At 59.6% G+C, this 25,180-nt stretch carries 22 protein-coding genes; 7 read left to right on the top strand and 15 right to left on the bottom strand.

Features of this window, described 5'->3' with window-relative positions:
- Positions 1-255: 255 nt before the first annotated feature.
- Positions 256-699, top strand: coding sequence for a GreA/GreB family elongation factor (locus IVA98_RS37760; protein WP_524536418.1), 444 nt, complete (start codon positions 256-258; stop codon positions 697-699).
- A 172-nt stretch (positions 700-871) separates the two neighbouring features.
- Here the strand turns inward: IVA98_RS37760 and IVA98_RS27525 are convergent, their stop codons facing one another.
- Positions 872-1,354, bottom strand: coding sequence for a hypothetical protein (locus tag IVA98_RS27525; RefSeq protein ID WP_247355837.1), 483 nt, complete (start codon positions 1,352-1,354; stop codon positions 872-874).
- Positions 1,355-2,739: 1,385 nt separating this feature from the next.
- Positions 2,740-3,165, bottom strand: coding sequence for a nucleoside diphosphate kinase regulator (gene rnk, locus IVA98_RS27520; protein ID WP_247355836.1), 426 nt, complete (start codon positions 3,163-3,165; stop codon positions 2,740-2,742).
- A 1,678-nt stretch (positions 3,166-4,843) separates the two neighbouring features.
- On the opposite strand from rnk (IVA98_RS27520), the gene IVA98_RS37755 reads away from it, so the two are divergent.
- Complete coding sequence (locus tag IVA98_RS37755) at positions 4,844-5,353, top strand: GreA/GreB family elongation factor (protein ID WP_524536431.1); 510 nt, start codon at positions 4,844-4,846, stop codon at positions 5,351-5,353.
- Positions 5,354-6,446: 1,093 nt separating this feature from the next.
- Here IVA98_RS37755 and IVA98_RS27510 read toward each other — a convergent pair.
- From IVA98_RS27510 to IVA98_RS27470, 11 genes are all read right to left on the bottom strand, one after another.
- A complete protein-coding gene (locus tag IVA98_RS27510) occupies positions 6,447-7,442 on the bottom strand; it encodes a universal stress protein (RefSeq protein WP_247355834.1) in 996 nt (331 codons plus the stop codon).
- Positions 7,443-7,622: 180 nt separating this feature from the next.
- Positions 7,623-7,751 carry a hypothetical protein gene (locus IVA98_RS37015; protein WP_256468183.1) on the bottom strand — a complete coding sequence of 43 codons (129 nt, stop codon included), beginning with the start codon at positions 7,749-7,751 and terminating at the stop codon, positions 7,623-7,625.
- Positions 7,752-8,034: 283 nt separating this feature from the next.
- Positions 8,035-8,433, bottom strand: coding sequence for a monovalent cation/H(+) antiporter subunit G (gene mnhG, locus IVA98_RS27505; RefSeq protein WP_247355833.1), 399 nt, complete (start codon positions 8,431-8,433; stop codon positions 8,035-8,037).
- On the bottom strand, positions 8,430-8,711 hold the full coding sequence (locus IVA98_RS27500) for a K+/H+ antiporter subunit F (RefSeq protein ID WP_122400504.1): 282 nt from the start codon (positions 8,709-8,711) through the stop codon (positions 8,430-8,432). The genes mnhG and IVA98_RS27500 overlap by 4 nt, the downstream gene beginning before the upstream one ends.
- Positions 8,708-9,196 (bottom strand): Na+/H+ antiporter subunit E, encoded by a 489-nt coding sequence (locus IVA98_RS27495; protein ID WP_247355832.1) that lies wholly within the window; start codon positions 9,194-9,196, stop codon positions 8,708-8,710. Before IVA98_RS27495 ends, IVA98_RS27500 begins: the two co-directional genes overlap by 4 nt.
- Positions 9,193-10,809, bottom strand: coding sequence for a monovalent cation/H+ antiporter subunit D (locus tag IVA98_RS27490; RefSeq protein ID WP_346657741.1), 1,617 nt, complete (start codon positions 10,807-10,809; stop codon positions 9,193-9,195). Before IVA98_RS27490 ends, IVA98_RS27495 begins: the two co-directional genes overlap by 4 nt.
- Positions 10,806-11,147, bottom strand: coding sequence for a Na+/H+ antiporter subunit C (locus IVA98_RS27485; protein ID WP_104463919.1), 342 nt, complete (start codon positions 11,145-11,147; stop codon positions 10,806-10,808). Before IVA98_RS27485 ends, IVA98_RS27490 begins: the two co-directional genes overlap by 4 nt.
- Positions 11,147-14,068: a monovalent cation/H+ antiporter subunit A gene (locus IVA98_RS27480; RefSeq protein WP_247355831.1), complete on the bottom strand. Its 2,922-nt coding sequence runs from the start codon at positions 14,066-14,068 to the stop codon at positions 11,147-11,149. Before IVA98_RS27480 ends, IVA98_RS27485 begins: the two co-directional genes overlap by 1 nt.
- 1,464 nt (positions 14,069-15,532) lie before the next feature.
- Positions 15,533-15,985: a nucleoside diphosphate kinase regulator gene (gene rnk / locus IVA98_RS27475; RefSeq protein WP_247355830.1), complete on the bottom strand. Its 453-nt coding sequence runs from the start codon at positions 15,983-15,985 to the stop codon at positions 15,533-15,535.
- Between the two features lie 8 nt (positions 15,986-15,993).
- On the bottom strand, positions 15,994-16,503 hold the full coding sequence (locus tag IVA98_RS37750) for a GreA/GreB family elongation factor (protein WP_524536417.1): 510 nt from the start codon (positions 16,501-16,503) through the stop codon (positions 15,994-15,996).
- Between the two features lie 12 nt (positions 16,504-16,515).
- Entirely contained in the window at positions 16,516-16,755 is a 240-nt protein-coding gene (locus IVA98_RS27470) for a hypothetical protein (RefSeq protein WP_247355829.1), read from the bottom strand.
- A gap of 1,409 nt (positions 16,756-18,164) precedes the next feature.
- On the opposite strand from IVA98_RS27470, the gene IVA98_RS27465 reads away from it, so the two are divergent.
- The 5 genes from IVA98_RS27465 to IVA98_RS27445 all read left to right on the top strand — a co-directional run bounded on the left by IVA98_RS27465 (position 18,165) and on the right by IVA98_RS27445 (position 24,352).
- Entirely contained in the window at positions 18,165-18,635 is a 471-nt protein-coding gene (locus IVA98_RS27465) for a GreA/GreB family elongation factor (protein ID WP_247355828.1), read from the top strand.
- Between the two features lie 245 nt (positions 18,636-18,880).
- Positions 18,881-19,336: a GreA/GreB family elongation factor gene (locus IVA98_RS37325; protein ID WP_247355827.1), complete on the top strand. Its 456-nt coding sequence runs from the start codon at positions 18,881-18,883 to the stop codon at positions 19,334-19,336.
- Between the two features lie 5 nt (positions 19,337-19,341).
- A complete protein-coding gene (rnk, locus tag IVA98_RS27455; RefSeq protein ID WP_247356086.1) occupies positions 19,342-19,797 on the top strand; it encodes a nucleoside diphosphate kinase regulator in 456 nt (151 codons plus the stop codon).
- A 390-nt stretch (positions 19,798-20,187) separates the two neighbouring features.
- Positions 20,188-20,469: a hypothetical protein gene (locus IVA98_RS27450; protein ID WP_247355826.1), complete on the top strand. Its 282-nt coding sequence runs from the start codon at positions 20,188-20,190 to the stop codon at positions 20,467-20,469.
- A 487-nt stretch (positions 20,470-20,956) separates the two neighbouring features.
- A complete protein-coding gene (locus IVA98_RS27445; protein WP_247355825.1) occupies positions 20,957-24,352 on the top strand; it encodes a TM0106 family RecB-like putative nuclease in 3,396 nt (1,131 codons plus the stop codon).
- Positions 24,353-24,447: 95 nt separating this feature from the next.
- On the opposite strand, the gene IVA98_RS27440 is transcribed toward IVA98_RS27445, so the two are convergent.
- Together IVA98_RS27440 and IVA98_RS27435 are read right to left on the bottom strand one after the other, a co-directional pair.
- Complete coding sequence (locus IVA98_RS27440; RefSeq protein ID WP_247355824.1) at positions 24,448-24,711, bottom strand: hypothetical protein; 264 nt, start codon at positions 24,709-24,711, stop codon at positions 24,448-24,450.
- 10 nt (positions 24,712-24,721) lie between these two features.
- Positions 24,722-25,087 (bottom strand): hypothetical protein, encoded by a 366-nt coding sequence (locus tag IVA98_RS27435; RefSeq protein WP_247355823.1) that lies wholly within the window; start codon positions 25,085-25,087, stop codon positions 24,722-24,724.
- Positions 25,088-25,180 lie beyond the last annotated feature (93 nt).

Genomic DNA, 25,180 nt, shown 5'->3' with positions numbered 1-25,180 from the left:
GGCAGCGGATCGCGAGCCAATTAGTGCGTGCTTTCGCCGCAATGGATGCGTTGCCACCAAGGCCTATATTTGACTTACCATGATCTACGCGGTCGAAATTGACGCTAACGTTGAGCGGCCGGCGGACGTTCGCACTCAAGCATCTGGCTGGACGATAGAACACGATGCCGTCCGGATGCTCCTCTTCATCAGATTGACTGCTTGATAGCTTCCATCCGAAGCTCGCCTCGCCTTACCCAACAAAGGAGTGTGGTGATGCCTCTACCTTCCATCTCCTTGACCGCGTCCGACCATCCGCGCCTTAAGAAGCTCGCGTGCCTCAGTGCGGAGCGAGGCGAGAACAATGCAACATTTCTGCTTGCTGAGATCAAACGTGCTAACGTCGTCTCGGATGACGCTCGTCAGATTCAATCACTTGTGACAATGGGATCTTGGGTTACGTACTGGACCAATCGTGGTATTCGACGAAGGACGGTTCAATTGGTTTGGCCTGAAGACCTCACCTCCGATCCAAGTCAAGTCTCCGTTCTGTCGAGCTTAGGCGCGGCGCTGGTCGGCCTTCGGACGGGAGACCAAATGCCATACTTCGCCGCGGGAGACATGGATATCATCAGAATCGAGAACGTCACCCGACCGGAGCCGAGTTCTGGTCGCTCCGGTGGTCCGCCCTCAAGCGTTGATGGACCAATCCTTCGATGACGATTCGAGATGGATGGCGTAAGCCAAAAAGAGAGGATCCAATCGAAGGACTGCGATAGGCACTTGTCGCGGCGCCGTTCATTCTCATCAAATCGTCTGGCGGTCGCCAGCCAGCGTCCGTCTTGCAGAATCGGATAAGCACATGCTTGCTTCGAAAGAGGCGCCTGCAGAACTAGTCCGCAGTGCTCCTCGCGCTGTCGGTGGGTCCGCTCTTTGAAGTGACCGTCGCTCCTGAGTGAATAACAGAGACCTCGTCCACCTTGTCCTTGTAGTTTGAGAATACAGCGGTTGCGAGCAGAAAGCCCCACCAAAGTACAAGGCAGAACAGCATTCGCCCGTGGGTCTCCGAAACGCGGATCGGAAAAGAGTCCCGTTCGGGCGAGGGAAGTAGCTCAATCAGCCGCCGCGCGACCGCGTCTTTCTGCGAGGAATTCCAATTCTGTGCGGATGCTCGGTCGAGCATCGCCATCAATCGCGCCTTTGCGTCCGTCTCCTTCATTGTCTCAAGACGGGTTGCCTCCGCCCAAGGATCAACATCCAATCGTGTCAACGCGGAAATGACGCTAACCTGAGTTCCATTGCGATCTTCGCAGATCACTGCATAAAGGAAGTCGTCGTATCTAGACGATGGCGCGACGGTGGTGCGGCTCTCCATCTGGACCCTCATCAAAGATCATCCGAAGTAAGTCGGATGTCATTCCGCTTTGCGGCGGACGCGAACAAGCATGCTTTGCTCGACGCACGGAGCCCTCGCCTAGTTCTGCTTGGCCTAGCCTGCGATGGCCGTCGCGCCCCTCCTTGCTCAGTGTCCTTCTTCTGCTATCAAGGACAAGCGAAAATAGTTGCCCGGTCGCATCAAAGAAATTGATAGAGCTAAAACTAGGGCGTCGATCAAAGCGATTAGGTGTTCTGCTTGCTGCATGGAAGGGCAGGTAGTGTTCGGTCCGTCCGCCGAAAGAGGAAAAGTCCCGCGTGGCGTGACCCGTCCTCGTCCATTCGATGCAATTGGCGCCGAGATAGCCGTCCATTTTGATTGGTGCCAAATCAACGGTTAGTCTGCGAAACGATCGTTGACGAACCTAATGTCTATCACAGCGCATGCTGGGCCAGTTCTGAGTGTAGAGCTTAGCGGGAGGAACCACCAGAACGTTCGCGTCCGCTGCGGCAGTTGCTCGCAGAATCCGTCAAACGGGCAGTCTTTAACCACGATGGGACTGCATCCAAACTCTCGCAGCTCCGACATAGAGCGATCTGCTCAGTTAACACTCGTCGTGCCTCGCGCTCGTCTATGCTGACCAGGTCTGTTGGCTGATCGTCATCCACAACATGGACGAGATGCAGCTGATCACCGCCGAGCGCGCTAGATGGCCTGCCGCAACGCGCGGTTCGAACAGGTCGAGAAATCGGTCGCAGCAACGACGTTCAGAACAGGATCCTCATTTATGAGAACGTGTCCTCGGCAACGCCGATTTCTTTGCCAAAGCACGATCGGCTGAGCAGACGTTCAGGCTGCGCCGTTAGCTCGCGTGCGTCCTGCGGAAATCCTGGCTCGGACTGCCGCTAAGGCCATCCAATCGCGAAGAAGTCCTTTGTCATGCCTCGAATAGGAGGTCCTGCGCCGAAGGTCTTCAAGTGTATCGCTGGGATGACTGCGCTCAAAGTCCTCGCGGATCAAGCTTTCGAGGAAGGCACGTTCAGGTTCGTCCACCGGATCTACATACTGATGGGAAGTGCTCAACACGTCGCAGGTCACCTATCTTCGTCGGCGTGACTTGTCCATCGACGCCGGCGAGCGAAGGCCTCCCGGAATCCGTCGGGATCGGAGAACCAGACGAACAATACCCACAAAGTTAGAATTACGAGCGTTACAAATACAGACATGCGGATCTCCGGCCTGAGCTGTTGGAATCATGAGTGTCGAGCCCGGACGAATATTCACTAGCCCGGACAATCGGACCGATTTTGCGACTGACCCCCGGTCAACTCGTTCTCGTAGCGTGTTCGCCATCAATAACTCTATCGGGAAGAAACAACGCGGTCTCAAGCAAGCTGGGGCTCGCGGACCCTAAGGACGGTCAATTGCCGAAGCTCGCCGGTTCGTGTCTCCCACGTGATTGAGTTTCCGGCGCTAAGACCGATCAGGGCGGCGCCGACGGGTGTCAAAACCGAGATCCTTCGAAGGGAGATGTCCGCATCGCCCGGATAAACCAGCGTCATCACCTGAACGCTCCCGGTGGCGTCGTCGCGGAACTGCACCTCGGAGCCCATGCAAACGGTCTGTTTAGGACGACCGTCAGCAAGGACGTGTGCGCGAGCAAGCTCATCCGCAAGTACAGAGGCTGCGTCCGGCGTCTTGTTCTCTACCACTCGCACGAGTAGCGAAAGCCGTTCGAAATCGTTGGCTGTAAGCGTTATTGGCGGCTTGATCTCAACGCTCATCGTCGCCTTTGGCAGTGTTGACGTCATGTTTCATCTCCGTTCTTGCAACTAGCACTTCAAGCAGTGGCCAGACCCAGATCTATCGTTGCCGCCTAGCGCTGGCGCTGCCTAGTCTCCACTTGCCGTGGGACCGCCGGCAGGACCAATGTTATGCAGTTCGCCCGCGAGTTGGGGAAATCATGGAGTCGATCGTGCAGAACGCTCGATTTGCTCATGAGTGTGTGACGCGAGTTCTCTGTTCATGGCCTACTGCGTCTCCCAGCGGATTGATCGGATTGGAGTGGGCGCACGCGCCAGGCTTCGGAAGGAAAACTCGCCAGGCATCTGCGGCTCGCCACCGTAGGGCATCCGTTTTGCTCCACCTGCCCCGAGCTCGAGCGCGGTGGCACGGCACCGAGCTCGGGGCTAATTTCCCGCGATTAGATGACCTGCGTAACGCAGGCCTCTACGAACTCTTGCACAGCTCAATGTCATACACACAGACCTAGGCTTTCGCTGCACGAAGTCAAATGCGGCATTTCGCCAGGACAAGGTGCTCTCGAACGGACGCGGTGATGCTACGCTCTGTAATCGAAAGAATCTCCTGTCGTTCGACGGTTCGCCCGATCTCCGCGAAGCGCTGGCTCAAGCGAAAAGCCGAGCTGTGATAGGAATGTTTATCTGCTTGCGATGATAGTCCCGTCCAACAGCAAGTCTACCGCCGAGGCCATGTCTGTCATTCCCCGACGATCAAAGAGTTGTAGTCCATACGGTAGTTTACGAGGGGCGAAGCGCGAAGCGTTGTAGATAAACAGCGGGCGAACTCAATACGGCAAACTAGCGGAACAGCGAATTTCGTCGGTAAGGAAGATGAATACCGGTTTTATCGCGGTTGCCCATACGCATCAGGACGGGCGCGCTTGTTCACGGATCGCTTGGTGAATAGATCATGCACGAACCTCCGGGCAGCCTGCTGATCGCCGTAAAGTCCGAGCGTAGCGCGACCAGCGTCAGGTTAATTCGGTCTGAAGGAGAGAGGTGCCATCACTCCCGCGGAAGGTGCGGACGTGTTGAGGGCACGGCGGTCAAGCGCGAACGACGCTCCCTTGATGAGTTGTTCGGCTGAAGTTGGAACTGGACAGCTTGAAGCCCGCTCAGAGACAATCCACTCGGTCTTTGGGCTCGTGCCGTTTCCTGAAGGGATCGGCCGCATCGTCGTGACCGCTGCGACTGCTGAAAAACATTAGTGCCATCAAGCCGCATCCCACGAGAAGCGAAAAGAATGTGCCGAGGCCCAAGGCGATCCAACCGTGCTTATCCATCACGACGTCGCTAGGGGCGTTCCATACTGCCATCGCCCACCCGCCCGTCAGGATAAGCAAGGCGGCCAGAGCTACGATAAGAGCGATCCGGCCAAGACTAAGGCTTTGCATTGGTGGCCCATTTCTTCCAGCACCGCCAGGTGAGCTGAAACATCAAGCGAACGATGCGTTCTTCAGGCGTGCGCACTCAACAACGGCGTCTGACGACCTCAGTTTCTCGCGCATGGATGCAACACGCAAACGAATTTTATTGGAGTATGAGTGCAAGTTTCATGATCGATAGATCGTCTATATCCTATTGGTCCGGACCTTTGTGAGGATCGTCCCAACGCGAAGATGAGCTCAATACATCAATTGTTTTGATCCTGATGGGCAAATCTTTTCGCTTGTAGAACGCGCGCGTGATGCGAAAATTGCGCAGCTGGATAGGACAGGACTCCGAGAAGATGAATATCTTTGATGATCAGCACCAAGCAGCACTTCCACCGATCACTATCTCAGAGGCCGATCGGGAGAAGCTGTATGCCGTTGCAACTACCGCCCTGGCGAATAGTCGCGGGACGGCCGCCGCTTCAAACGTACTAAGGGAAATCGAGCGAGCGACAATTGTCCCTGATGATCAACTTCCACCAAATGTTGTGGCCGTCAACTCACATGTGGAAGTACGCGACAACATCGCCGGCGCCAAGAGGCGAATAGTCCTTGTGCTCCCAGGCGACCGGTCTAACCAACCAAACGCGGTTTCGGTGCTGAGCCCGCTTGGGGCAGCCTTGATCGGACTATCGGAAGGCTCCTCGGCCGAATGGTGTACCTCAAGCGGAGACCGAAGCAGCATAACTGTCCTTGGTTGCGAGCCAGGTCCGGAGCGATCGTCTGTCTCTCAATTCGCATGGGCATTTCCCCAACAGAACTGACTAGAAATCATCGGGGAGCTGCGCGGCCGATGAGTGCAATGCAGAATGTTTAGGGGTCGGTCGGCGCATTGGACATTAAGGCAAGCATCACGTGATGGTGCAGCTCGTTGTACCCATTCGTTCGTCACCAGCCGGTGCGACAAAGGGTGAACCGGATACGGATTGACCCCGATGCCTACCTGTCCTTTTCTCTATTATTGATGCTAATCATCGGCGATAAAGTCGAAAGGAGCGTAATGGCAAATGTCTCCGGCATACCTCAACCGACACGGCCGGCGGGTGTCCTAATTTCAGCTCTCGTCACCCTAGCGACGGGAGCTGCGGCCGAGCCAGTGTTTCGCGATCTTCCGGCCACTATCCTGTGCTACGCTCAAGCAGATCAGAGTTGGCGAGTTGGGTATCTCTCCAGGGTCGACAAAAGTGGCGATGCTCTTTATGTCACGGCCGACAGAAGGCTAAGCATTACGGTCCATGCCAATGGCGTCGTAGCGGTTCCCACCAACAGGCCGCCGGTCACCGACTGCTATGGCAAGACCTTGGATGAGTTGCGCTCTAGCGGTCGGCTCACAGAGCCTCAGCGCGCCAAGTAAGATGACGTCGTCACTGCGCTGAGCTCTGAGCCGGCATCGCTGGTCGCGCAAATCGGCTTGGTGCCGTTAGCGAACGGCCGCGAGGTCGCTGATCTTGTGCAAACGCTCGGCGCCGAACATAATTAGAGCCTTGGCGCGGCTGTCACCGCAACAAACGCGCGTGACAAGACCCGCCCCTCCGAGCAGTATTGGTGCAGCCACGCGGTGAAATTTGGCCTGAATGGCGGCACCCAGCGCGCAAGTGCGCGCTGGTCATCGCCGGGCTGCCGCCGCTGCCCGGGTTCATCGCCAAATTCGCACTACTGCAGCCCTGGTGATGGGGCTGCTATTTCCGGTGTAACTGGCACCCTCGTCGGGACATAAAAGAGTGAGACGGAATCCGCAGGGCCGCATTTTCGATATCCGAGGTTGTCAAGCCGTGATCGAGCCGAGCCTTACGTATTGATCCGCAATCTCGCTCGGTCCTGCGGAGGCGCAAGGTCCAGATCATGGACCGCAACTTCCTATTCAGGTGCCCTCGCATCGGCAGACGGATCGCAAGGGGGAGTTTCGCACGTCTGTGTGGCGGGTCTTGCCTGGTCCATTTCGTCAACAGCGCCACCGGCAAGCTGCTGGCTGATGACAGCTTCGACCGCTTGGCGCGAGCGCCTGCCGGTCGGAGGAACGACGAGAACGTCCACGTTCACGGACCGCAACACTTCTTCTGTGACGCTGCCAATCAACGCTCGGAGCAACCCAGATCGGCCGTGAGTACCCAGTACGAGCATGTCCGGCCGCTTTTCCGCTAAAGCGCGCGAGATCACCTGCATGGGCGCGCCCTCGTCGACCCTGAGCGACCATCGCTGGGTGGCGAACTCATTGGCCACGAGAAAAGCGCTCATGTCCTCCATCGCGCCGTGACGCTGGCTATCGACATATCCACTGATGACCTCGGCGCTCGCACCAGAGCTGAGCAATCGTCTCTTCGCCACCGGCGAGAAGGCGTGAAGAAGCGTCGCTCCGTCTTCTAAAAGCCCAGCGGACAGGCCGAAGCGGATCGCATCGGCCGATGTCTCCGACATGTCGACCGGCACCAGAACCCGTTCGTAGCGCCGCTGGGCTTCGTTGTTCACCATCAGCACGGGATACTTTCCTCCGCGGATGACGCGCTCGATGGTGGTCCCCGTAAAGATGTCGCGCAGAAACTGCTTGCGATGGGCGCCCATGACGATGAGATCGGCGCCGACTGAGGCGCTCGCGCGCAAGATCCCATCGAAAGGGTGCCCCCTGATCACAGTCGCATGGCAACGCGTGTCGGGCAGCTCGGGCATCGAGCCGATCTGCTCTGTCAGGACGCGCTGAGCCTCGCGCTCTTCCATGCGGGCCAGCTCGGCGGGCAGGTCTTCATCGACGACGTGAACGAGGTGCAGCTCGGCACGGCGGGCGCGAGCGATAAGCCCGGCCTGGCGCAGAGCGCGATGAGAACGCGTGGAAAAATCCGCCGCAGCGACGATGATCATGTCAGAACCCTTGTATTGGCCCACCTAGCCGAGGCGGTCTCGGCGAGGCGGCGATTTGATTGCTTAGGCCCGCTCATGACGCGGCCACGCACAGGCGGCCCCGAGATCCGGAGTGCAGCAGCGTGTCGCGGTCGAAAACCGTAGGAGCGGGAGCGCGAGGTGACGAAGCACCTTTCAGCATCACCCTTCCGGATGATGCGGTATCGGGGGCGGACGGCGCGCAAAGGCTGTGCGGAATCCGTCCGGATCACAGATCCAGATGAACAGGATCCACGAGGTCAGGACGAGCAGTGCGAAAAAGACAGACATGAAGAACTCCCGGCTTGCTTGGAATCGTTGAGTTGCCGCGCCCGGGCGATACACATCGCCCGGGTCACATGCCGATTTGCAGCCGGTTCTCCTGAATGTCTGGTCGCACTTTGGTCATCATGTCCTCTATTGGGAATGCCGCAGATCTTCGAGCGGCACCGCAAGATCAGTTCGCCGGCGCATGCCGACGATCGGCCTGCTGAAGTCGCGGCGATGTGCACGCGGTCCAGCATCATGCCTACAATGGACCTAAGCATGCCCCGCGGCAGATCAATTGCGACATTTAGCCGGCCTTGCCGGTGGGAGCGTCGCCCGGAACCCTCGCGTGGGGCTGCACCCGGCCTGCGGGTTCGCCCAGCTGTGCCCCTTCCGCGGTGTCGCGAAAGTGGGCTGCGCCGACGAGAACGGTCAGCGCGATCGGAGTGGTCACGACGCCGAGGACGATGATCAGGATTTCGTGCAGCACCGGTCTGGTCTGCAGCACCGAGAAGTAGACCGTCGAAGCGGCCGCGATGAACACGGTGCCGAGCGTCGTTCCGAGCGTCGGCGCATGGACCCGCTCGTAGAACGTACCGAGCCGCAAAAGGCCCAGCGAGCCGATCAGCGTGACGGCAGCGCCGGTCAAAAGGAAAACCGCCGTGAGGACGGCCGCCCAAGGCGGCAAGTGCTCGATGCCGTTCATTCGATCACCTCGCCGCGAAGGAGGAACTTGGCGAGCGCAACCGTCCCGACGAAACCGAACAGGGCCATGGCCAGGGCCGCCTCGAAATAGAGCGCCTCGCCGGTTCGAATCCCGACCGTCAGAAGCAACAACATCGCGTTGACGGACAACGTGTCGAAACCGAGAACGCGATCCTGCGCGCGAGGTCCAAGGAAGATGCGCAAAGCGCCGCAGCCGATCGCCAATCCCAGCAACACCTGTGCGACCAGCAGGGAGTAGGTCAGCATGAGCTGGCTCATTCGAATATCTCCAGCAGATGACGTTCGTAACGGTCCTTGATGGTGCGGGCCCACTCCTCTTCATCGACGAGGTCCAGAACGTGGATGGTCAGCGCCCCTCTCTGGGCATCGAAGTTCACCCACAACGTCCCCGGGGTCGACGTGATGATGCAGGCGAGCGAGGCCAGCCCGTAGGGGTCGCGGATGTCGAGCGGAATCTCCACAAAACCCGATCTGCGCTGTCGCCGCCCGAAACCGAGAACGATCCGTCCCACGGCCAAGTTCGAGCGGACGATGTCCATCGCAACCATTCGCAACAGCCGCAGAATGATGCCGGGCCGCCTGACCCGCACGGGCGGCAATTCCAAGATGATCAGGATACGTCCGCCGACGAGTGCGATCATGCAGCCAAGCAGGATGTGCCCGAAGGTGATCGCTTGATTGAGCAGCAGCCACAGAGCGAGCAGACAGAAGCTGATGATCGGAAAGGGCAGCAAGCGTGTCATTTGCCCTCCGTTTGTCGGCTGCGAGAGCCGGTGTCCAGGACGTCGCTGATGTAGTCCGCCGGCGTGTGGAGGGAGTGCGCCGCGGCCTGCATGAAGCGGATCACGGGACCGGCCCAGACGGTTTGCGCAGCACAGATGAACAGCAGGAACATGATCGGGGCCATCTCGATCACGCGCACGCGCGGCACAGTGCGATCGGGCGAGGCCCAGAAGATGCGGATTCCCGCGCGTGCCATCGCGACCAAGGTCGCGAAACCCGAGAGGATCAGCACCGCGAGCAGAGTCCATCCGCTGCCGGGAATGGCTCCGCCCGGCTGATCGGCCGGATGCAGCGCCGCCGCGAGCAGCGCGAATTTGGCGATGAATCCGGACAGCGGCGGCAGGCCGGCGATCACCAGCGCACAGCCGATGAAAGCGATGCCGAGCCATGCCATGGTGGCCACGATCGCGATGCCTACGTCCGCTTCGGCTTCGTCTGTCTCGACCTCCTCGCCATAAGCCTCCCGCGTGACAGCGATCATGTCCGCTCCAGGTTCACGGCCGCGCTCGATGAGCTCGACGAGGAGGAAGAACGCGCCGATGCCGAGCGTCGAGCTGACCAGGTAGAACAGCGCTCCGCTGGTGACGCCGACCTGTCCCATCCCCGTGGCGGCGAGCACCGTTCCGGAGGAGACAAGCACCGAGAAGCCGCCGAGTCGGGCGGTGTCCTGTGAGGCCAGTGCACCGACCGCTCCGAACAGGACCGTCGCCAAGCCGGCCAACAACAAGAACTCCCTGCCGAAGCCGGCCGATGCGCCGGCGTCCTCGCCGAAAAGCAAGAGCGACAGGCGCAGCACCACATAGACGCCGACCTTGGTCAGGATCGCGAAGATCGACGCCACCGGCGGACTTGCCGCTGCGTAGGCGGTCGGCAGCCAGAAGTTCAGGGGCCACATTCCCGCCTTGAGCAGGAAGGCCACCGCCAGCACGCCTGCACCTGCTTCGAGCAAGCCGCGGCTCTCGGCGGCGACCGCCGGCACGCGCGCCGCGAGATCCGCCATGTTGAGCGTTCCGGTCACGCTGTAGATCAGGCTGACCCCGATCAGAAACAGCAGCGAGGCGGCGAGGTTCACGACGATGTAATGCAGCCCCGCCTTCACCCGTGCAAGGCCGGATCCGTGCAGCAGAAGGCCGTATGACGCCGCCAGCAACAGCTCGAAGAACACGAACAGGTTGAAGAGATCGCCCGTGAGGAAGGCGCCGTTGAGGCCCATAAGCAGGAATTGAAACAGCGGATGGAAATGCGCGCCTGCCCTGTGCCAGCGTGCAAGGGAGTACACCACTGAGGCCAGCGCGAGGACATTGGTCAGCAGCAGCATTAGAGCCGACAGCCGATCGAGCACGAGAACAATTCCGAACGGCGCAGGCCAATTTCCCAGACGATAGACGTCCCTTGTGCCGGCATCGGAGATTCCGAGCAGGACCGTGGCAATGCAAACGAGGGCAACGGTTGCGCCGACGTTGAGACCAGCGACGATCGACCGGTGCTTCTCTCCATTCAGCAGCAGCATGCCGGCACCTGCCAGCAGGGGCAGGATGATCGGCGCGATGACGAGGCCCGAGACGCCGCTCACGCTTCCGGCTCCTGGCCGTCGACATGATCGGTCCGCGCCAGGCCGCGGGATGCCAGCAGCACCACCAGGAAAAGCGCGGTGGTCGCGAAACTGATGACGATGGCAGTCAGCACCAGCGCCTGCGGGAGCGGATCGGCATACCGCGCAGGATCTCCAGCCTCCTTTGCGATGAGCACCGGAGCCCCCGTCCGCACTCGCCCCATGGCGACGATGAACAGATTGACCGAGTAGGAAAGCAACGACAGCCCGATGATAACCTGAAAGGTGCGCGGCCTGAGGATCAGCCAAACGCCGGACGCCGCAAGCGTCCCGATACCGATCGCCAGCACGAACTCCATCAGACCAGTTCCTCCCTCGATGGCTCACTGGCCACGCCTCGGCCGCTCTGAGGCGGAACCGCGTAGCGACGCAGCGATTGATGCGCGATCGCGATGAGCATCAGAACCGTGGCGCCGATCACGAGCGAGAACACGCCGACGTCGAAAAGGAATGCGCTCGCCGTGGGGACGCGGCCGATCAGCGGCAGTTCGGCATACGCAAAGTACGATGTCAGGAATGGATATCCGAAAACGCAGGCGGCGGCCCCCGTGCACCCAGCGAGCAGAAGCCCGATTCCCATCCAGCGTACCGGCATGACGTGCAGACGAGCTTCCACCCAGGTCGTGCCGCGAGCCACGTACTGCAGGATGAACGCGGTCGCCATCGCGACGCCGGCGACGAAGCCTCCGCCGGGAAGATCGTGTCCGCGCAACAGCAGGAAGACCGCCACGACACCGATCATGGGAAACATCAGCCTTATCATCACCGACGCGGTCTCGGTCGTGTGCCTGGTGGTGTCGCCTTTCTGTCGGTCGGGATGCGCCTCGTCGTGGCTGTCCTGGGCGTGCTGCTGTTCGGGAACAGGAATGCTCTCGGGCGCCGGACGGAAGCGGCGCAACAGCGCGTAGACGGTGAGCGCAACGACGGCGAGGACCGTGATTTCACCCAACGTGTCGAATCCGCGGAAATCCACCAGGATGACGTTGACCACGTTGGTTCCGCCACCTTTGGTATAGGCGTTTTCGACGAAGTATCGCGAGATGCTGTTCGTATCCGGGTGCTGCAGGGCTGCAAACGCGAGCGTCGCCAACCCGACACCGACGGAGAGCGCGACCGCGAAGTCACGCACGCGGTGCCATCGAATCCTGCCGGCTGGCGCTTCCGCCCCGGCCGGTGCGATACGTTTTGGCAACCATCGCAAGCCGAGTAGCAGGAGGACCGTCGTGACCGTCTCGACGACGATCTGCGTCAGGGCCACGTCGGGAGCCGACAGCCATACGAAGGTGACGCAGGTCACGAGACCGACAGACCCGAGCAGGATCAGCGCGACGACACGATGAAACTTTGCCTGGATCGCGGCGCCGACCGCGCAGGCGGCGCCGACCGTCCAAAGCAAAGCGAACGCAAGGTCAAATGTAGTCCGCAAGGGATCCGCCAGCGGGACGCCGCGCGAATAGAGCGGCAGCAAGGCGGCGAGGAACGCCGTACCGGCCAGGACTCTCAACTGTGTCTGGAGACGTCTCGTCCCGAGCTTGCTCTCGAGCCAGCGTGCAAGACGCCAGGATAACGTCACCATCATCCAGTCGAAGATCTGCTTACCGCTGAACCGGCCGAGCAGGGGCGGTCCCTCGTTGACGAGAAGGTAGGAGCGCAGCATCACATAGACGACGACCCCGCCGACCATCGCCAGGATGCTCATCAGTAATTCGGGCGTGAAGCCGTGCCAGATCCTGAGACTGTACTCCGGCATGTTGGAGCCGAGCACAGCGCCGGCAGCGGTGTCGAGGACCGGTGCCACGGTCAGCGCCGGAACGATGCCAACCACGACACATACCAGCACGAGAAGCTCGGCCGGGAGCCGCATCAGGAGGGGCGGCTCGTGGGGGGTGCGCGGAAGACCGACGGGAGCGGGACCGAAGAATACGTCACGAATGAACCGGAGAGAATAGGCAACGGTGAAGGTGCTCGCCGCGGTGACGATGTAGGGAAGCGCTTGATCGACCAGTGAATTGTCATGGACTTCGATTGTTTCGGCGAAGAACATCTCTTTCGAGAGGAAGCCATTCAGCAGCGGCACGCCGGCCATGGACCCGGCCGCGACCATGGCCAGCGTCGCGGTGATCGGCATGAACGCGTAGAGACCGCTCAAGCGCCGAATGTCGCGCGTGCCGGTTTCGTGGTCGATGATGCCGGCAGCCATGAACAGTGACGCCTTGAAGGTGGCATGGTTCATGATGTGAAAGATCGCTGCGATCTGTCCGAACGGCGTATCCAGTCCGGTCAGAAGGGTGATCAAGCCGAGATGGCTGATAGTCGAGTAAGCCAGGAGGCCCTTCAGATCCTGCTGGAACACTCCGAGGAATGCGCCAAGGAGAAACGTGATCAAACCCGCCGATCCCACCAGCCATAACCACTCGTTCGTTCCGCCCAGGGCGGGCCAAAGGCGGACCAGAAGAAAGACGCCGGCCTTCACCATCGTTGCCGAATGCAGATAGGCGGAAACCGGCGTCGGAGCCGCCATCGCGTGCGGCAGCCAAAAATGGAAGGGAAATTGTGCGCTCTTGGTGAGGGCGCCGAGCAGAACCAGCACGAGCGCGGGAACATAGAGCGGATGCGAACGAATCGCCTCTCCTGACGCCAACACCCTGTCCAGGTCGTAGCTGCCGACGATGTAACCGATCAGCAAAACACCGGAAAAGAGACAGAGTCCGCCACTCGAGGTGATCACCAGCGCCATCCGTGCGCCGTCACGCGCTGCCGAATTGTGATGCCAGTAGCTGATCAGCAAGAACGAAAACAAGCTGGTCAGCTCCCAGAAGAAGACGAGCTGGACGAGATTGCCGGAGAGCACGATCCCCAACATGGCCCCCATGAAGGCCAGCAGGAGGGAAAAGAACCGCGGAACGGGATCGCTAGGCGACATGTAGTAGCGGGCATACAGCACCACCAGAAACCCGATCCCGGTGACCAGCATGGCGAAAGCCCAGGCGAAGCCGTCGAGTCTCAGTACGAATGCGAGCCCAAGTTCGGCAATCCACGCCGTGCGCCAACCGACGACGCCTCCATTCGTCACGCTCGGATAAGCCGCAGCCATGAGGCAGAAAGCGGTGAGTGCGACGGCGCCGGCGAGCCATGCCTCGGCGGTGCGCGCATTGACCCTCAGGAATGCCGCAATGAAACTTCCGGCGAACGGAAGGACGAGAACGGCAAGGAGGAACATTTGCGTTCGTTGCCCCCAGCGCAGGTGAAGGGTTTAACCCTCGTTGCTTAGCCGAGGCGGATGAATATCTCTACTGTCATGTGGCATTCACGCGGATCTGATGTGGAAGCTGCTCGACGACTGCCCGGCGTTCGCTCTGTATCTGGCGTCAGATCCAATGTGGGAAAGTGCCGACTAAGGCGGCAACTGCGGCTGCGAAAGCACCAAGCAAAGCGTAGAAGCCGCAGAGGGCAATTATCCGCAAGCCATTTATCCCGACGGCCTGAGTCTCCTGGGCTTGGTTGAACTCGGAGCAGGGTGGCACGTAAGGCGGCCCTTGTGGTTCCAACGCGGCTGCAAGGGATCGAACTATAACCAATACCTGCCGAAATTCGTCTCACATCCACGTCAATTCAGCGCCCAGTCGGGCGGTTGAAACGGACAGACGTGGGACGTCGCTGATGCTCGTCTTCAAAAGATTCGACTCTCGGAACGATATCACGTCTCATACGTCTTATTTTTTTTAACGGACGCAAGCCTTGCGCCCGCGCGGGAAATGCTGGGGGCGCTCATGCCCGAGTGACATTCCATTAGGCCCCTTCACCCGATTCACGCGAACTTTCTTGGTTTCCCTTTGCCTCTATTCCTTGCGACACCGACTTGCGCGACGGTCAATTTGCTAAGCGCGAGAGACACATCGAAGAAAGCAGCGATCCATCTACTTCTATTTCGTGATGCTGCTTGCGATGTGCGTATTCGGTCTCATCAACGCGTTCGTCCACGGAAAAGACGCCCACGCTACTATGCCGGAGAGTGCTTATCTGTCTGCGCTGGTGACGGTCGTAGCCCCCCTTGCAGCCTGGATCGGGTATTCTGGGTTTCGCGTGGGACTAAGGCAATGAGGCATTCGTAGCTTGCGATAGGAGCAATGGCTATCACCCTATCGGCCTGCGATAGGGAGCCTGGGCCGTTGCAGTCTGGTGTCCCAATCCTAATCTGCCACAGCCGCAGCGCGGTCTCCTGCCCCAAATGACAATTCCGAGCCCAACACATCAAAGCGAAGGGCGCCCTCGGGTGCACATTTGTCAGCGTTCCACCTACCATTATTATCGATGAGAACTGATAACATTTTTCGTTTGCAACACTCGCACAATGGACGACAACTCAGGAGGCCCATAGAGACCCGAACGCCGACAATCGCAACGAACGCAATGCCTCTGCCGCTCGAAGAATTCACCAAGCATACGATGGGTGCCCCCGCACTCACCGCGCCCCAACTGACATTCCTCCTTTTGGCAGTCATTGTCTGCCTAGGTATTGCCCTCGTGTGGATTCTTTGGGAGATCGAGCGCGGTGCGATTCCGCGACACAATAGACATCGGTCGCATTAGGCTACAGTCAATCGCAACCCGACAACGAGCTGATTGGATACATAGGGGCGCGATGGCACCCCATCGCACCCGCGCTCTCTCTTTCGGTGTCCGACTAGTCTTCGCGCCCGACCTTGAGCACGGTGAGCTCGCGCCTTTCGCCCGCTCTGGTACGGAACGAAATCGTCTGATTGACCGAAAGTCCCAGAAGTGCGGCCCCGACCGGCGTCAGCACGGACACACGTCGGCGTGCAATATCGGCATCAAGCGGGTAAACGAGAACTATTTCTCGAACCTTTCCGGTCTGTTCATCCCGAAACTTGACCTTACTGCCGAAACTGACGATATCGGGACGCAATTTATCTGCCGGGATGACATGCGCTGGATCGAGTTCCTCCCGAAGATATTCGCATACCTTGGCCATCGGCCCGCTTGCCATCGACGAGAGCGCCGATAGTCTGGCGAAATGATCGGCATCGATGGCAATCGGCGGTCTCATCTCAGCTACTCTGTCGCGCTGCATTTCCCACTCCTTGAGACTTATCGAACGATCCAGCTGTGCCAGCACATCCGCTCCTAAGCCGCCTGAGGGCCGTCGTCATCGGGCCCCCGAGAGCTAGTGGAAGCCCGACCGACGATGCGGCGGGGGCGCAGCGGAAACAACAAGGGTGCGCCCGCCGGTGCCAGGACGCCCTCGACAATGACGGAATGAAGCCCGCCCTCGATACTGAAGAACTTCATACGCTGTCCAACGCTCATTCCGAGAAGCGCCGCACCAAGCGGCGAGAGGACCGATAGCTCTATCAGCCCGTTCCTAAGGTCGCGCGGGCACACCAAGATTCTGCTTTCAGACTGCCGACTACCATCGACTCTGTAGGTTACCCACTCGTTGAGACACACGGCACCGTCCGGTACCTGGTTGGTTTCGAACACGACGGCCCGACGAATCTCTGACATCAAGAAGCTTCCGACCGGGTGACGTTCTTTCACGGCATCATCGGCCAAGCGTTCGAGGCGCGCATGGTCCCGTCGCGGTATTACGATCGGAGGCAAGTGCTCGGTGGTATCGACTCCGATGTTTGACATCGCACAAACTCCTCAGTTTTCACGAGTGGGTGAGACGCCTTCGTCCACATCTTGGCGCTCAGAAGAGGCCAGACAGATGGTTCGCATCCTACGGGTGAGATCGATCAGATTATTCGCGTGCTGCCCCAGCGCGCCGAGCTGATTTCGATAATATGCGTCCGAAACCTCGATCGCCTCCATTCCGGTTTTGGCGCCTGCAAGTCGGACAAGATATGCAAATGACTGCAGCGTGTTGTTGCCGGCCAGTTGCACCGTTTTGCTACTATGGTCCGCAATGGTCGCAAACTGCGTCGTTCGCGTTGGTCATGTACAATCGCCCGATCTCTCTCGCATCTATCATCGCTTGACTCCTTGTGTTAGCTCGATCGTACGACCAGCTTCTGGTCGCCAACTGACCAAGCTTCGGATCGCGGCGCACCTTCGCCAACAGGCTCATGTAAACGAGCGCAGCGCGTGCTACGAACCTCGTGACAGAGCAGGATAGATTGTTATGAAAATAGTTATGCCCGGACAGCCATTAAGGCTGCCCGGGTCACTTGCCAATCTGCAAGTGGCCCTCGACGCAATACTGTTGATCGAGCGCAATGATAATCATGCCAACATACTTGGCGCGACGCTCCGCAAAATCAAGATACTCAGCTGCTGCGCGCCGTTTTGTCGCGAACTGCTTCGTGCCGTCGTACCTAGATAGCTCAACCTACGCGAAAACGCCCGCGATGAGATACGGGCTTGCATTCCCATCGCGGATCATCTCCTTCTGCCCGTATTACGCCCTGTATCAACAACTAACGAGACTGACATCCAGACAGAAAGAGCGCCGGTCGATATCATGCCAACTTGCGACAAACAGCTTCACTTGTTTTGGCCGAACTCAATCTTAGACAAGCATGCGACTTCTGCCACGCTGCCGGTTGGATCTGAGTCGCCAACCCGGCGTTTTCATTGCATCGAATGGTCAAATAAGACCGTTTGTCGTCGAGGGCGGTCAATGGGAAGGGTGCTGCTTTCCGGGAGAAGAGCACCGAGACCAACTCTGGACAGAGGCGTCCTGACCGACCGTCCATAGTTCTAACGAGAATGGACCGACAAAAGCTGCTCAGGCTGCTTCAAGACTTGCCTACGAGGAGCGTCGATACGGACCTCCTCGAGAGGAGATAGATCGCGCCGATATAGCTTCAGACATCCCCGCATGGAATTCGGCCGTCAGACTCGGATGCGAGGTGAAGTTCGTCGAGGCGTGACGGCGAAGCGCGCGATGCCGATGTCGAGTGGTCGAGATCGGCATCAGCAAGTTGTGATAATCGGGCGGACATGACGAGCCTGTTCTTCCATGTGAGCCGCGTAGTCAGGCTGGAGAGTAGCGGCTCCCCTCGGCGTCAATTTCAGTCGGAGTGACGATACGAGAACACAAAGATGGGCTTGACTCCTAGTGCGCGCTTTCGCCGCAATGTTGGCCCCTGCGATGCAGGACTATCTTAACACCATGACGATTTTATTCGACATCGATCCGCGCATATCGCGGCTCTGTCCCCATGCTGGTCGCCTGCAAGCACGCGTTTAGCCGGACGGCAAATCGCGCCGTCCGGGCTCTCTTCTCATCAAAATTGTGGTTTGCGGCTTTCTCTCCGGGGCCCAACTTGCCATAGCAGAAGGAGTGCGCCGTGCTACCTCTTCCGAAGATCGCCTTGTCTGCCGCCGATTATCCTCGTCTCGAGCAACTCGCGCGCGTAGCCACTCAGCGAGGCGATATCAGTGCGATGTTCCTGAGGCTGGAGATCAACCGCGCTGAGATTATTCCAGGCGACGCCATCGACCTGCAGTCGGTCGTAACGATCGGATCCTGGATCACCTATTGGACGAATTGGGGCGTCCCGCGAAAGACGGTCCAATTAGTCTGGCCGGAAGACTGCACGTCCGACCTTGCCCAGATATCCGTTCTATCGCCATTGGGGGCTGCATTGATCGGCCTCCACGTCGGCGATCAGATGCCGTACTTCGTCTCGGGCTGCATGAACGTAGTCAGGATCGAAAGCATAACAGGCCCCGATATCAACGTAGTACCGCTGGTTCGTCCAGGCAGGTCCGATGACAATGAGCCAACGGATAATGATCCAGGGCCTACCGCCGCCTGATCGAGGAGTCACCATGTGTCAGAATGAGCGCAGGATTGATCACGGCAGCACGCGGCGGAAGGTCTTCCGGTTGGCACGATATGATAATGTCCTCGATAGGTCTGCGCATCGCGCGGCGATGCTTGCATACAGGCCGCGTCCAAGCAGAAGCTTAGCCGGACGGCAGTGTGTCCTCCGGATACCTTCATCAAGCCGCTTTAGTGTGTGGCTCTCCCACGTGACGAGTTCAAACAAGGAGGCATGTTGTGAATAACTACTATATCGCAGACATCACCCTTCCGGCGTCTGACCATAGTCGCTTGGGACGGCTCGCGCGTGTGGGTGCAGATCAAGGCGACGTGGACGCACGTTTTTTGCTGAGCGAGATCGACCGTGCGGAAATTGTCCCTGATCGCGCAGCCAGATTGGACAGCATCGTCACCATGGGTTCGTGGGTGACGTTCCACATCGACTGCAGCTTCCCTCGCGAGACGAGGCAACTGGTGTATCCCGAAGACTACACGTCCGAGCGAATCCAAATCAACGTGATGTCACCATTGGGCGCCGCGATGGTGGGGCTGAAGGTCGGAAGCGAAATCCCCTTCCTTACCGATGGGCGGACCAAAGTCGTCAGAATTGAAAGCGTCCGTCGAGCTGATCCGAATGATGTTGTGGGGGTACTGTTTAGCAATCCAGTCTTTCCGGGGCAAGAAGCTCTTTGATGACGATGACCCCGGACCACCAGCAGCTTGGGAAAGGAGAGAAGGCAATGCCCAAGGCTAATCGCAAGGACAAACCTGGAATCGGGTTGCCCGCCATCACGGTGTTGGAGGATGAGGCCAGGCGCCTAAAGGCTCTGGCCAGTTCGAGCTCGGCACTCTTCCCGCGCGTGGCGCATTTCCTTGCTCGTGAGATGGAGCGTGCAAGCGTGGTGACGGACAATTCCGATCTGCGCGGCGTTGTTCGCATGGGCTCACAGGTGCAGTATTGCGATAATACTACTGGTGACGTGCGGGACGTGGTGTTGGTGTACCCGCACGAAGCAGACATAACATTAAAGCGCATCTCGGTCCTTACGCCGGTCGGAGCTGCGTTGATCGGCCTGTCGGTTGGTCAAGGCATCGAGTTTCAAACCCCAGGCAACAGCAAGCGGTCCTTGACCATACTAAGTGTGTCCCACTGAAGGAGGCATGATGTGCGCGACGTTTCAACTAAGCAGGCCGCGTTAACGGTCATCAGTATCACAATCGTTTTTGCTGCCCTGCTCTACCTTGCGACGTTTTTCAAGGCTTGAAGGTCCAACCGCTAAGGTGGTCGTCGCCTCTCTCGACTTCATGATCGAGTTGAGACACCCCGCCGTCACGAATTGTGCTAACTGCAGTTTTCCGGCGCCGGACGGGAAAGAATGAGCGATCCGCAACGTGACAATAACCGTTCCGAATCTCCTTTGCAGGGCGATGGGTCTAGGCACCGTGAACACAGTTCCTTCTGGTTGGTCAGATATCCGGAGATGGCTGGCGGACGTAGCCGAGATGTCGATGGACAGCCGCGGAGAGTCCAGGCGGAGGCGCACATGATGGACAGCGAGTACGCGGATGATCTCGGCGCGACCGTGCGCTATGCCCTGGAGACTACGCGCGCCACGACCGCATGCCCTTTTCACCCGCATGTGACGATCCGCGTAGGTGACGATGCAGCCGAAAGTCATGCCTACGAACGCGCCAAGCGCATCACCAAGAGCGACGGGACGACGTGGAAACCGGAGGCTCTGAGAGCAGAGTTCGGTCGCCAACTCGGCGAGGCCGTAGACGGTCAATGTCCCGAGTATGCGGCATCGATCGATGCGAAGGATTAAAGCGGTCGCTCCGGCGGTCTTTCCCCGGTGATAGTTTTTTCTTCACGCGCACAAAGATCGAAGCCACGCAAGACTGGCCGGAAACCGCCCGAATCCATCCGCCTGTCCTGACATCGACCGCTTCGTCCGCGGTCGCGATCCTCTCACGCTTCCCCGACGGACAGCGCGATCTACGCCGCGAGGCACCAGGCACGCTATCCGCCCAATTTCTGGAGCGCGGCTTCATAAGAGCAAGACCTTCTACAAGATGGTGCTCCACCAGCTCGAAGGGACGCCAATAGTTAAATGGAGAACCTGCCGCCTTGGCGAGCATCGATTTCGGTTTCCAGTTCGCAATCGAAAGATCGCGAAGCGCAGCGCTTCGGGCATCTTTCGATGGGTGCCGACTACCACCATTGATGATTGTACTTCCATGCCATCACACGCTATGTCTCGATGGAGGAAAGGCGGCGGGATGGATCTACGGGACCGGCCGAGGAAGGACACGATGCACAAGATTGGCGACAAGCTAAATCTCAGCGCGGGTGATCTCGTCGGTCATCTGAACTGTCGGTATCTTACAGAACTCGACTTGGGGGTAGCGTACGGCCGGCTGGGTAAGCCGCGTGTCTGGGATCCTGTCCTGGAGACGCTCGCCGAGCGCGGTGCGCTCCATGAGCGGGGCTACATTGATCACCTCGAGGCAAGCGGATTGAAGGCGACCATGATCGATGGCGTAGGCATAGATCGAAGCGCGGTCGCGGCGACCACCGACGCGATGGTCCGGGGGGATCCAGTTATCGTGCAGGCAGCCCTTCACGGAGGTATCTGGAGCGGACGAGCTGACGTACTCCTTCGCATCGAGCGATCGAGCGGCCTAGGTGCCTGGTCCTATGAAGTGATCGACACCAAACTTGCACGCGAGACCAAGGGCAACACCGTCCTGCAGATTTCGCTCTATTCCGATCTGCTCCGCGAAATGCAGGGTCTGGAGCCCGAGTCGGCGTACGTCGTCACTCCGGCTACGAACTACGTACCCGAGCAGTATCGCATCTCCGACTATGCCGCCTACTATCGACACGTGCGGGCGAGCCTGGAGAGGGCAGTTTCGGACGGTGAGACCGCGTCGGCCTACCCCGAGCCGATCGAGCACTGCGAAATATGCCGGTGGCGGCGTCACTGCGACGAGCAAAGAAGGGCGGACGATCACATGTCGCTCGTCGCAGGCATCAGCAAGTCCCAGATCGGCGAACTGGAGCGCCGCGGCATCGACACCACCGCAGCGCTGGCCACGATGCCGATACCGCTTGCCTGGCGCCCGGAGCGCGGTGCCGCGCAGAGCTTCGAGAAGGTTCGCGAGCAGGCGCGGATACAGGTAGCAGGCAGGAACGCGAGAAAGGTCCTGTACGAGGCTCTTCCTCCGACGCCGGGCTTCGGGCTGGCGCGCCTGCCGGAGCCGTCTCCCGGTGATATTTTTTTTGATTTCGAGGGCGATCCGTTCGTCGGCGACGGCGGTCTTGAGTTCCTGTTCGGGTACCTCTTCGCCGACGAACAAGGCGGCGAGAAGTACGTCGGTGATTGGGCCTCCAACCGGCAGGAAGAAAGGGCAGCTTTCGAGCGTTTCATTGATTTCGTGACGGAGCGCCTGAAGAAATACCCCGGGCTTCACATCTATCATTTCGCGGCCTACGAACCGGCGGCATTGAAGCGGCTAATGGGACGCTATGCGACACGGGAGAACGAGGTCGACGATCTGCTCCGCGCCGAGATATTCGTCGATCTGTTTTCGGTCGTGCGCCATGCGATCCGCGCGAGCATCGAAAGCTATTCGATCAAGAAGCTCGAACCTCTCTATTCATACCACAGAGCGGTCCCGCTGGAGGAGGTCGGAGCGACGATGGCGCGGACGCAGGCCCGGCTCGAGATGGCCGACGCGGCGGGGGTTCCGGAAGAGGATAAGGCGGCCATCCGGGGCTACAACCAGGACGACTGCGCATCGACCAAGGCCCTGCGGGACTGGCTGGAGATTGTACGCGCGGATCTCTGCTCCGGCGGAACCGAGATCGGCCGCCCGGCGCCCTCCGAGGCGGAGACCGGCGCCGAGCTGGACGAACGCCAGAGAAAAATCGCCGCACTCATGGTCCGACTTACCGAAGGCGTACCGGACGACGTAGCCGATCGAAGCCCACAGCAGCAGGCGCGGTGGCTGTTGGCGTACATGTTGGACTGGCACGGACGCGAGAAGAAGTCGGTCTGGTGGGAATACTTCCGTCTCCGCGACCTGTCGGCCGAGGATCTTCTCCACGAGCGGGACGGTTTGTCGGAGCTGACATTTCTCGATGCGCGGGGTGGGACCGCCAAGGCTCCCGTTCACCGGTATTCGTTCGCGCCTCAAGATACGGACATCCGGGCCGACGACGATCTCAGGAGCCTCGGCGGCGACAAATTCGGGCGTGTGGTCGCCATTTCCCTCGACGACCGTACCATCGACATCAAGAAGCGCGCCGATACGCCTGGGCTGCATCCCGCAGCGGTCTTCGCCCACAACTTCGTCGACACGCAGGTGCTCGCGGACGCCTTGGTCCGGATCGGCCAATACGTCGCCGACCACGGAATCGAAGGTGAGGGTGATTATCGGGCGGCGCGGGACCTCCTGATGGCGGTGACTCCGCGTCTTCGGACCGGACAGCTGCTAACCGACGGCGAGACTCCGCTTGAGGCGGCCACCCGGATTGCTGTCGATCTCGAGGAAAGCGTGTTCCCCGTGCAGGGACCGCCCGGCGCGGGTAAGACATTCGCCGGGGCTCGAATGATTGTCGCACTCGCGAAGGAGAAAATGACGGTCGGCATCACGGCCAACTCCCATAAGGTCATCCGAAATCTCCTGGACGAAGTAGGAAAGGCCTCGCGCGAGCAGGCCTTCGCCGTCGATTGCATTCAGAAGCTTTCCGAGATGGAGGACGATGGACCGGGCCTTCGGTTCACGACCGACAACGGAGCTTTCCTCGAGGCCTTGAGCATCGGCGGTAGCATCGGTGGTGCGACCGGTTGGTTCTGGGCCAGGTCCGACGCTGCGGAAAGCGTCGACGTGCTCTTCGTCGACGAGGCGGCCCAGATGTCGCTGGCGAACGTACTGGCCGTGTCCCAAGCCGCCCGGAGTATCGTGCTGCTGGGAGATCCGCGCCAGCTCGAACAGCCGATTCAGGGCAGCCATCCTGACGGCGTCGATGTCTCTTCGCTCGATCATATCCTCGGCCCGCACGCGACCGTGCCTCCCGATCGCGGCCTCTTCCTGGCGGAGACCTGGCGATTGCATCCGCTCATCTGCTCATTCAATTCCGAGATGTTCTACGAAAGCCGATTGCAGCCGCGTCCCGGCCTCAAAAACCAGGCGATCAGGTCGACCGGAAGGCTGCAAGGTGCGGGACTTCGTTACCTTCCAGTGGTCCACGAAGGCAATCAGAGCTCGTCGCCGGAAGAGGCCGAGAGCATCCGTGGTCTCGTCGACGAAATCCTGCGGTCGGGAACGACATGGATCGATCGGGCCGCCGTGGAGCGGGCGGTGGGGCGCGATGATATCCTCGTCATCGCCCCCTACAACGCGCAGGTAGCCGAAATCCAGGAGCGTATTCGTGGCGTCCAGGTCGGGACCGTCGACAAGTTTCAGGGCCGGGAAGCCCCTATCGTGATCTACTCGATGACGACATCGAGCCACGGCGATGCCCCGCGGGGCATGGAGTTCCTCTACAGCAGCAACAGGCTCAACGTCGCGACATCGCGCGCGAAGTGCATCTGCGTGGTGGTGGCATCGCCGCGCCTGTTTGAAGTCGAATGCCGCACGCCTCGTCAGATGGCGCTCGCCAACGCCTTCTGCCGGTACCTGGAAATGGCAGAAACAATCTGAGATCTGATCACAGGGCGGTTCGGAGCCGCCCGAAGCGGCCCACGCTGCGACTCAAACTACAGGGAATTGTCCCAATGCTGCTCGAAGGTACGAGACTAAGTCGCCTCCGGCTGCCTATCGAGATGAAGTCGGGCCCAGTTGAAACGCTCGCCGCTGTGGCTCCAGAGTTCAGGAGGGGTCTTACGCAGAAAGCGCCGAATGATCTCTCTTCCGATCGCCTCCGCAAGCTGACCTGCCTCCTCGTCCTTGAAAGTATCGGCCGGATTGGCTTGGGCGACATGCCACAGGCTTGCCAAATAGGAATCGGTCTTGCCCACCAAATCATCGGTATCGATCGTGATCGTGACGGCGGTCTTCATCATTTCTCCTTCAGATGATAATAACGCGGCCTCGGCTCAGCGCGTTGCCATTCCATGCGAGCTCGATCGGATTGTTCCTGATCGAGCGATGCGACCACCGGACAATGTCGACGGAGTAGCTTCTGGGGACGCCGACCACGCCGAAGACTTCTTGGTGAAAATCGGAGCGCGCTACGGCACGCCAGAGGACATAGGAGGCGGCCTCGGCGTCTGTCGCGAAGTGGCCATGCGGATCGGCCTCGTACCTGCAGATCGCGAGCGCGCCGTCGTCGCTGCGCTGCGCGAGCAGCCATCCTTCGAGCTCGCTCACGTCGCCGTGGCCGACATATTCTTCGATCGCGGAGTAGTCGATGTCCAAATGCGTCTTGAGTGTCAATCGGCTTCCAACTTTGACCCCTCATCGGCGTCCAATTTTGACCCCTTCGCGCGGCGGGTTTTGCTGGTAGCGCTCGTCTCGTCGGAGCTGGCC

This window comes from Bradyrhizobium sp. 160 (assembly GCF_023073735.1).
GTDB lineage: Bacteria > Pseudomonadota > Alphaproteobacteria > Rhizobiales > Xanthobacteraceae > Bradyrhizobium.
This window is presented reverse-complemented; position numbering and strand designations above follow the sequence as displayed.